General features: G+C 64.0%; 7 protein-coding genes and 1 pseudogene. 5 read left to right on the top strand and 3 right to left on the bottom strand.

Annotation, left to right across the window (positions count from 1 at the left end; all coding sequences use genetic code 11):
* Positions 1-8: 8 nt before the first annotated feature.
* Together thiQ and EOA60_RS09720 are read left to right on the top strand one after the other, a co-directional pair.
* Positions 9-749: a thiamine ABC transporter ATP-binding protein gene (thiQ, locus tag EOA60_RS09725; protein WP_128311280.1), complete on the top strand. Its 741-nt coding sequence runs from the start codon at positions 9-11 to the stop codon at positions 747-749.
* Between the two features lie 207 nt (positions 750-956).
* Complete coding sequence (locus EOA60_RS09720) at positions 957-2,399, top strand: M48 family metalloprotease (RefSeq protein WP_095799779.1); 1,443 nt, start codon at positions 957-959, stop codon at positions 2,397-2,399.
* A gap of 84 nt (positions 2,400-2,483) precedes the next feature.
* On the opposite strand, the gene EOA60_RS09715 is transcribed toward EOA60_RS09720, so the two are convergent.
* Positions 2,484-4,484 carry a caspase family protein gene (locus EOA60_RS09715; protein ID WP_095824072.1) on the bottom strand — a complete coding sequence of 667 codons (2,001 nt, stop codon included), beginning with the start codon at positions 4,482-4,484 and terminating at the stop codon, positions 2,484-2,486.
* 156 nt (positions 4,485-4,640) lie between these two features.
* A complete protein-coding gene (locus tag EOA60_RS09710) occupies positions 4,641-5,504 on the bottom strand; it encodes an RNA polymerase factor sigma-32 (RefSeq protein ID WP_067001865.1) in 864 nt (287 codons plus the stop codon).
* Positions 5,505-5,811: 307 nt separating this feature from the next.
* Between EOA60_RS09710 and EOA60_RS09705 the strand changes: the two genes are divergently transcribed.
* The 3 genes from EOA60_RS09705 (at position 5,812) to EOA60_RS09695 (ending at position 8,178) form a co-directional block, all read left to right on the top strand.
* Positions 5,812-6,585 carry an amino acid ABC transporter substrate-binding protein gene (locus tag EOA60_RS09705; RefSeq protein ID WP_095824071.1) on the top strand — a complete coding sequence of 258 codons (774 nt, stop codon included), beginning with the start codon at positions 5,812-5,814 and terminating at the stop codon, positions 6,583-6,585.
* Between the two features lie 121 nt (positions 6,586-6,706).
* Positions 6,707-7,387: an ABC transporter permease subunit gene (locus tag EOA60_RS09700; RefSeq protein WP_067001871.1), complete on the top strand. Its 681-nt coding sequence runs from the start codon at positions 6,707-6,709 to the stop codon at positions 7,385-7,387.
* Positions 7,384-8,178 carry an amino acid ABC transporter ATP-binding protein gene (locus EOA60_RS09695; protein ID WP_067001874.1) on the top strand — a complete coding sequence of 265 codons (795 nt, stop codon included), beginning with the start codon at positions 7,384-7,386 and terminating at the stop codon, positions 8,176-8,178. The genes EOA60_RS09700 and EOA60_RS09695 overlap by 4 nt, the downstream gene beginning before the upstream one ends.
* 257 nt (positions 8,179-8,435) lie before the next feature.
* On the opposite strand, the pseudogene EOA60_RS09690 reads toward EOA60_RS09695, so the two are convergent.
* Positions 8,436-8,616 (bottom strand): annotated as a pseudogene (locus EOA60_RS09690) (CarD family transcriptional regulator); the annotation flags it as partial.

The following is an 8,616-nucleotide window of genomic DNA, read 5'->3' as shown; positions in this document are numbered from 1 at the left end:
ATAATGGCATCGCGGCCACGAAGGGCCTGGCCGTCACGTTGGACGGCGTATCCTTCAGCTATGGCGAGGCATCCTTCCGGTTCGATGTCGAATTCGCCGCCGGCAGGATCACCGCCATCATGGGGCCGAGCGGTTCAGGCAAGTCGACGCTGCTCAATCTGGTGGCCGGCTTCGAATCACCAAATGCTGGCAAGGTGCTGATCGGCGGGATCAATGTCGACAATGCGCCGCCCTCGGCGCGGCCGGTGTCGATGGTGTTCCAGGAAAACAACCTGTTCGCCCATCTTTCGGTCGAGGGCAATGTCGGGCTTGGCCGCTCGCCATCGCTCAAGCTCACGGCCGACGACCACCGCGCGGTCGCGGACGCGCTGGGGCGTGTCGGCCTCGCCGGCAAGGAAAAGCGGCTGCCGAGCGAGCTTTCCGGCGGCGAGCGGCAGCGCGTCGCGCTGGCGCGGGTGCTCATACGGGACCGTCCGGTGCTTCTGCTCGACGAGCCTTTCGCCTCGCTCGGCCCGGCGCTGCGCGAAGACATGCTCGATCTCGTGGCCGGCATCCACGCCGAGCGACAGATGACCGTGCTTTTCGTCACGCATCAGCCGCAGGACGCGCGCCGCATCGGCCAACGGATCGCGTTCGTCGACGAGGGCAGGGTCGCGGCAACAGGGTCGGCCGCCGATTTCTTCGACGGTGCTGGACCGGAGGCCTTCCGGCGCTATATCGGCGATCGAGGCGGCAGCGTTGCCGGATGACAACACATTGCCCGGAAGCGGACATAATTTACGGCCAAACCGGCTGCGGGTGATCAGGCGTTTGCTTGCCTTGTCCGGGGGAGTGTGGCTAGGTCCGGCCATGCTGGTCCGGGTGGGCCGTGATTTGCCGCAAGATTACGAAAGGAAGCCGATCTGACAGCCGGCATCGAGAGGGTATGGACTAAGCCGCTGGCGCGATTTTTCGCGATGGCCGGCTTTGCCGTGGCGCTGGCGAGCTGCCAGATGTTCACGCCGCCGGACGTGCAGGAGTCCGGCTTCCAGCCCTCCGACAAGCCGATCACCGTCGACAATGTCGTCGCCAATGCCAGGCTGGCCGAAATGGCCAAAGCGCAGCATCCGCGGATTCTCGCCACTTATGGCGGCGAATATTCCGATCCGAAGCTCGAGCGCATGGTGGCCAAGGTCGTCGGCAATCTGACGGTGGTCTCGGCCAATCCGACCCAGACCTATCGCATCACCATCCTCAACTCGCCTAACGTCAATGCCTTCGCGCTGCCGGGCGGCTATCTCTATGTCACGCGCGGACTTTTGGCGCTGGCCAATGACTCCTCCGAGCTTGCGGCCGTCATCGCGCATGAGATGGGCCACGTCACCGCCAATCACGGGTTGCAGCGGCAGCAGCTCGAGGCCGAGGAAGGCCTGGCGACCAAGGTCGTCTCCGACGTGCTCGGCGACAGCCCGACCGCCAAGGCCGCGCTCATCCGCGGCAAGCTGAGGCTTGCGCAGTTTTCGCGCAACCAAGAACTGCAGGCCGACGCGATCGGCATCAAGTCGATCGGCGAAGCGGGCTATGATCCCTATGCGGCCGGCCGCTTCCTGCAGTCGATGTCGGCCTATACCGATTTCCGTTCGGTCAGCGGCGCCACGGATGCCAGCCTCGACTTCCTGGCCACGCATCCCAACACGCCGCAGCGCATCGAGCTGGCGCAGCGGCTCGCCCGCAACTTCGGACCGCCCGGCGTCGGCACGCGCGACCGCGATGCCTTCCTCGCCGGCATAGACGGGCTGCTCTACGGCGACACGCCGGAAGAGGGCTATGTGCGCGGCCAGACCTTCCTGCATCCCGGCCTTGGCGTGTCGTTCTCGGTGCCCGAGGGTTTCGTCATCGACAATTCGGCGGCCGCGGTGACCGCGACCGGTCCGGGCGACATCGCCATCCGCTTCGATGGCGTGGCGATCGACAAGTCTGTGTCGCTCACCGACTATATCCGCAGCGGCTGGGTCGCCGGACTGGACGATGCCAGCGTGCGCCAGGAAACGGTCAACGGCAACGAGGCGGCGATGGCGCATGCCAGCGCGCAAGGCTGGCAGTTCGATATCGCGGTCATCCGGGCCGGCGGACAGGTCTACCGGCTGCTGACTGCGGCACCCTCGGCCAGCACCGCGCTGGAGCCGGTCGCGCGCTCCGTCAGCAGCTCCTTCCGCACGTTGAGCGCGGCCGAGAAGGCGGCGCTGAAGCCGCTGCATATCCGGGTGGTCACTGTGCAGCCCGGCCAGAACATGGGCACGCTTGCCGCTCAGATGGTCGGCGTCGACCGCAAGCTCGACCTGTTCCGGGTGCTCAACGCAATGTCGCCGGGCGCGAGCGTGTCGGCCGGCGACAAGGTCAAGATCGTCACCGACAAGTAGGGTCGGCATCCGCGCAAGTGCTTCCGCAACGAATCAGCCGCGCGCTTCTATTCGGTCAAGCCGGGCGCGCGGCTGCCGCAGCAATCAGAGCCCGCCACTGCTGCCGCCTTCAGGGCTGGTCTGGCCGCCGGTGCTGCCTCCGCTGCCCTCACCACTTTGGCCGCCGCCGCCGGACCCTGAATGATCGCCGCTACTGCCGCGCCAGGGCGCCGGTCCGGTATCGGTTTGAGGTGGTTTGACCACTGTCGGGACTGTCACCGTCGGCGTCTTCGGCGCGGGTGTGCGGACAACCTTTACCTTGGTGACTATTTTCGTCACGACCTTGGGCTTGCACACTGCGACCGTTAAGGTGCTGTGCGCGGGAAGGCCGAGAATGCTCATCGAATATGCCTCTTGCCGCGCGATGCCGGCTTTGAGGAAAGCCAAGGCGCGGGCCTCGTCGGCGGGCACGCCGTTGCGGCCATCCTTGAAGATCACGGCGAGATCGTTCATCGCGTTGACGTGCCCCATGGCCGCCGCCTTGAGCAGCAGGTCCAATCCCTTGCCGGTATTCCGCTCGACATCGACACCATTGAACAAGGCTCGCCCCCAAGCGGCCATCGCATAGGGGTCTCCCTTGTCGGATGCTTCTGAATAGAAGCTGATCGCTTTCGCGGAGTCCGCGGCCAGTCCTATTCCGGACGAAGCGATATGGCCGAGCTCGAACATGGCGCGGACGTGCCCCCTGTCGGCAGCTTCCTGGATAGCTTTCCTGGCCTCGTCGACCTTGCCGGACGCCAGCAGCGCCCGCCCAAGCTCGTAACGAAACCGAGCGACGTCGGGGTAGGCCTTCACCGCCGCCTGGCAAGCCTCAGCGGCCTCGCCGGCGATCTCGTTCTGCAAACGGCCGGGCGCGACGCCCTGCAGGTCGAGCGGTGCGCCCGCCGCCTGGTCGCAGGGGTCGACGCTTGGCGACAGCTTCATCATCGCTGCCTTGGACGCGTTGCCGCCGCGGATTTGGAAGCCAATCTGGACCGGAGCAGCCGAGCCGATCTGCGGCTCGTAACGCAAATTATCGACTTCACCGGCCATCAGGCTGGAATCCGGAGACAGGGTCCGGTCCGGCAGCGACAGAGTTCCCGTTGCCGGATAGCTTGCAAGCTTCAGGCTGAGCGCGGGGTCGTTGCTCGGGAAATCGAGCTTCAGCGGAACCGGACCGACGCCAACCGGGATGCTGATATCGCGATTTGCGATCGCCTCGGCGGCGCCGGTGATCTGGCTGCCGCTCTCCGGATCCGGCTGCTTCTGCTTGGCCGTGACCTCCTGACCCTCGGCGTCATCGTGGCGCATCAGCACCACCTCGTCGACCAGCGAGGAATTCTCCCACGGAACCTGCTTGCCGTTGGTGGCTTTGACCACGTCGCGGCGAACCGCCGCCATCACCGTGCGGATTTCCTGGTTGGGCGCCAACGCGTGGCGCGAAAAGGCAGATGAGAACGGGCTGAGGGCACCGCGCCCGTCATAGGCGACCGCGCCTGGCTCGGTGGCGAAGGCAATCAGCGTGTTCAGTGAGCTCTTCACCTGCGCAAGGCCGGCGTCGCCCGCGACGATCAGCTGGTCCCTCAGCCAGTAATCCTGGCGGGGGAAAGGATTGTTCCGGCAGGCGTCGAGGATGATCACCTGGATCTTCGCTTTCGAGCGCAATTGCTCCAGCACGTCGTCAAGCTTGATCGCCTGGACCTCGATGTCGGCGGCATCCTTCAGCGACGCGTCGACGGGGATCAGGAAATTCTCGCCCCCGATCTGAAAACCGTGGCCGGAATAGTAGACGACGGCCAGATCCGCACCGTCCGCCGCGGCGAGATAGTTGCGGAACCGCTCCTCGAACTGAAGCTTGGTCAAGTCCTTTGCGACGAACACGTCGAAGCCGGCCAGCCGGAACGTGTTCGCGACGTCCTGAGCATCTTTGTCCGGGTTTTTGAGAGCCGGAATATTTCGGTATTCGGCATTGCCGATGACCAAGGCAACCCTTCGATCGGCGTGAGCCTCGAACGCGGTGAAGCACACGAGAACCAGGGCTGCAAGGAACGCGCAGCATCGCAGCATGGCAAACCCCCATCCGCTAAAGTTGGTGCAGTCAGGAAGACAGTTTACGCCGCGAGGGTCTGTTAAAGAATTCACAATCCATGGCTACGGATGCAGAAAGCCGCCGGGATGGCTGACTGATAGTCTCCTGGCGACTTCGAGTCGCTGCCTTGGCTTTCAGGCGGCTTCCGCCAGGAATTCGGGGTTCTGCTTCACCAGCGCCGCCCGCAGCTTTTCCATGGCGCGGGCTTCGATCTGGCGGACGCGTTCCTTGGAGATGCCGAGCGCCTCGCCAAGCGATTCCAGGGTGGCGCCGTCGTCGCTCAGGCGGCGCTCCTCGATGATGCGCAGCTCGCGCGCATTGAGCGCGCCGAGCGCGCTCTTCAGCCAGACCGCGCGGCGCTCGACGTCTATCGTTTCGCCGACGACCTCGTCGGGAAGCGGATCCTCCGAGACCAGGAAATCCATCCGCTCGGCGGCGCCGTTCTCATCGGCAAGCGGGGTGTTGAGGGAGCTGTCGGGGGCCGAAAGACGCGAATCCATCATCGCCACGTCGGCTTCCGGCACGCCGAGCGCGGCCGAAACCTCGCGGTAAAGCGAGGCATTGGAGAGCGGCTCGGCGCCGTTGGCAAGCCGCGCGCGCAGCCGCCTCAGATTGAAGAACAGCGCCTTCTGCGCGGAGCTGGTGCCGCCGCGCACGATCGACCAGTTGCGCAGGATATAATCCTGCATCGAGGCGCGGATCCACCAGGTGGCATAGGTCGAGAAACGCACTTCGCGGGCGGGCTCGAAGCGGGCAGCCGCTTCCAGCAGGCCGACATGGCCTTCCTGAATGAGGTCGCCGAGCGGCAAACCGTAGTGGCGGAATTTGGAAGCCATCGAAATCACCAGCCGCATATGGGCGACGGTGATCAGATGCAGCGCGTCCTGGTCCTTTTTTTCCCTCCAGCGTATAGCCAGGAGATGCTCCTCGTCGCGCTCGAGATAGGGAGCCTTCATTGCCGCCCGGACCAGTGTCCGTCCTGCCACATCCTCGATCATGCCGGCTCCTTTTGGCGGTCGTTGCACTGGATGACGGTTGAAATGACGTCGCAGCGCCCTACAACAGCCAGCAACGTGCCAGAAGCGCGAATGGTTCCGTAGTGCCGGCGGATGCATATGCCTGCCGAAAACGTTTCTGTTATCGATCCGTGACGCTTGGCTTGGCGGATTTTTCGCTGGTTTTGAGAACTGGATTTCTGGAACGGTCGATTTTTGAAATCTGGTTCCTTATTTCTTGAGCTTCCATCTGCCAGTTTGCGGCTCTCACCATGCGCCGGGGCACCGGTCAAAACGGGATCACAGAAAAATGAAATGGCTCAAATCGCTTCTCGTCGCCGGAACGCTGCAGGTTCTGGCAGTCACAGCCGGTCATGCCGGCGCCAATCTCGACCAGATCAAGCAGGCGGGCGTGATCAAGGTCGGCACGGAGGGCACCTACGCGCCCTTCACCTATCATGATGACTCCGGCGCCTTGGTCGGCTTCGACGTGGAGATCGCCAAGGCGATCGCCGAGAAGCTCGGCGTCAAGGTGCAGTTTCTCGAGGGCAAGTGGGACGGCCTGATCGCGGGGCTCGACGCCAACCGCTACGACGCCGTCATCAACGAGGTCGGCATCACCGACGCGCGCAAGGCCAAGTATGATTTCTCAGATCCCTACATCGCCTCCAAGGCGGTGCTGATCGTGCGCGGCGACAACAGCGACATCAAGACATTCGCGGATCTCAAGGGCAAGAAGGCGGCGCAGTCGCTGACCTCGAATTTCGGCAAGCTCGCCGAGAAGAACGGCGCCGAATTGGTCGGCACCGACGGCTTCGACCAGTCGATCCAGCTGCTGCTCACCGGTCGCGCCGACGCCACCATCAACGACAGCCTGTCCTTCCTCGATTTCAAGAAGCACAAGCCCGACGCCAATGTGAAGATCGCCGCGCAGGAAGAGAATGCCGATTATTCCGGTGTCATCGTGCGCAAGGGCGATCCGGAACTGGTGGCGGCGATCAACAAGGCGCTGGCCGACATCAAGGCCGACGGCACCTACAAGAGGATTGCCGACAAATATTTCGGCGAGGACGTCTCGCAGTAAGCCCAGTCATCCCTTTTGCTTGAGTTCCGGCGGGCCGTCTTTGACGGCCCGCCGATTTTTACCTGATAGTCGCTCGGCATGCGGCCAGAGGGTCGCAGCGTCCGGAAAGGAGAAGGGCTCCGTGCCGCACTGGTTGCAATTGATGCTGGAGTCGCTGCCGACGCTGCTATGGGCGGCACTGATCTTTACCGTGCCGCTGACGCTGCTGTCCTTCGCCTTGGGGCTTATGGCCGGGCTGGTGACGGCGCTGATCAGGCTGTTCGGCCCGAAACCGCTGGTCGCGCTTGTGCGCTTCTATGTCTGGATCTTTCGCGGCACGCCGCTTCTGGTGCAGCTCTTCCTGATCTTCTACGGCCTGCCGTCGGTGGGCATCCTGCTCGATGCCTTTCCCGCAGCGTTGATCGGCTTCACGCTCAATATCGGCGCCTACACGTCGGAGATCATCCGCGCCGTCATCGGCTCGGTGCCGAAAGGGCAGTGGGAGGCCTCCTATTCGATCGGCATGACCTGGAGCCAGGCGATGCGGCGGACGATCCTTCCGCAAGCGGGCCGCGTCGCGGTGCCGCCGCTCTCCAATACGTTCATATCGCTGGTCAAGGACACCTCGCTCGCGGCGGCAATAACGGTGCCCGAAATGTTCCAGGCTGCGCAGCGCATCGTCGCCACCACCTACGAGCCGCTGATCCTCTATGTCGAGGCGGCGGCGCTCTATCTGGCGATGAGCTCGGTGCTGTCGGCTCTGCAGGCGCGGCTGGAGGTGCGGCTCAACCGCTATGGCGGCTTCCTGGAGGCCAATGCATGATCGGCCTTACCAACATCGAGAAGCGCTTCGGCGACAATCTTGTCCTGAAAGGTGTCACCGTCAGCATCGACGAAGGCAGTGTCACGGCGCTGGTCGGGCCTTCGGGCGGCGGAAAAAGCACGCTCTTGCGCTGCATCAACCTCTTGGAAATTCCGACCTCGGGCACTTTGCGCATCGGCGACGAGACGCTGGAATTTCGGCCGGGCGCCAAGGTACCGGCGGCGGACATTCAGCGCGTGCGGCTGCAGACCGGCATGGTGTTTCAGAATTTTCAGCTCTTTCCGCATCGCACCGCGATCGAGAACGTCATGGAAGGGCTGGTGACGGTGCTGAAATGGCCGCAGGCGCGGGCGCGCGAGCGGGCGATGGCGCTGCTCGAGAAGGTCGGCATGGCGCATAAGGCCGATGCCTGGCCGGCGACTCTGTCAGGCGGCCAGCAGCAGCGCGTTGCGATCGCCCGGGCGCTGGCGCCGTCGCCGCGCGTGCTGCTTTGCGACGAGCCGACCTCGGCGCTCGATCCGGAGCTGGCGCAGGAAGTGGTCGACGTGCTGGGTCAACTGGCCCGCGAGGGCACCACCATGGTGATGGCCACGCATGATCTGAGACTCGCCTCCAAGATCGCGCAGGAGGTGGTGTTCCTCGATGCCGGCTCGATCGTCGAGAAGGGCCCGGCTTCGATCGTGTTCGACAACCCCGAGCGCGAGCGGACCAAGCGCTTCATCGCCTCGCTGCGGCAGGAGGAGGCGCGGAAGGAAGGCGGGGGCGGGGGATCAGGTACGATTCCTTCATAAGTTGGCGCTGCCCCTCATTGCCCTGCCGGGCATTTCTCCCCGTATAGTGACGGGAGAAAGGACGCTTTCATCAGAGAGTTCGCCAATCGCCAACGTTTCAGAATGGGCGCCAACGACGCCGTCATCTCGCTTCTCCCCGTTCACTATACGGGAGAAGGTGCCGGCAGGCGAATGAGGGCAGCGCCGACCTTCCGATATTGCGCGCAACAAAAAACCCGGCGCCAGGCCGGGTTCTTCGTTGTTCGGCAGGCGAATGCTCAGGCAGCTTCTTCCTGCTCGGCTTCCTCGTTGTCGGCCTTGGCGCCGCGCTTCGGACCCTTGTTGAGGTTGACCTCGATGAGGCGAACCGCCTCGGTCTCCGACATGCGGTTGACGGCGGCGATCTCGCGAGCCATGCGGTCGAGCGCGGCTTCGTAGAGCTGGCGCTCGGAATAGGAC

Origin of the sequence: Mesorhizobium sp. M1A.F.Ca.IN.020.06.1.1, from assembly GCF_004023265.1 — a bacterium.
Taxonomy (GTDB): Bacteria; Pseudomonadota; Alphaproteobacteria; order Rhizobiales; family Rhizobiaceae; genus Mesorhizobium.
This window is presented reverse-complemented; position numbering and strand designations above follow the sequence as displayed.

Excerpts from the sequence above, each read along its gene's own strand:
- EOA60_RS09720 (WP_095799779.1), top strand. The coding sequence starts at position 957 with ATGGCCGGCTTTGCCGTGGCGCTGGCGAGCTGCCAGATGTTCACGCCG.
- EOA60_RS09715 (WP_095824072.1), bottom strand. The coding sequence starts at position 4,484 with ATGCTGCGATGCTGCGCGTTCCTTGCAGCCCTGGTTCTCGTGTGCTTC.
- EOA60_RS09710 (WP_067001865.1), bottom strand. The coding sequence starts at position 5,504 with ATGATCGAGGATGTGGCAGGACGGACACTGGTCCGGGCGGCAATGAAG.
- EOA60_RS09705 (WP_095824071.1), top strand. The coding sequence starts at position 5,812 with ATGAAATGGCTCAAATCGCTTCTCGTCGCCGGAACGCTGCAGGTTCTG.
- EOA60_RS09695 (WP_067001874.1), top strand. The coding sequence starts at position 7,384 with ATGATCGGCCTTACCAACATCGAGAAGCGCTTCGGCGACAATCTTGTC.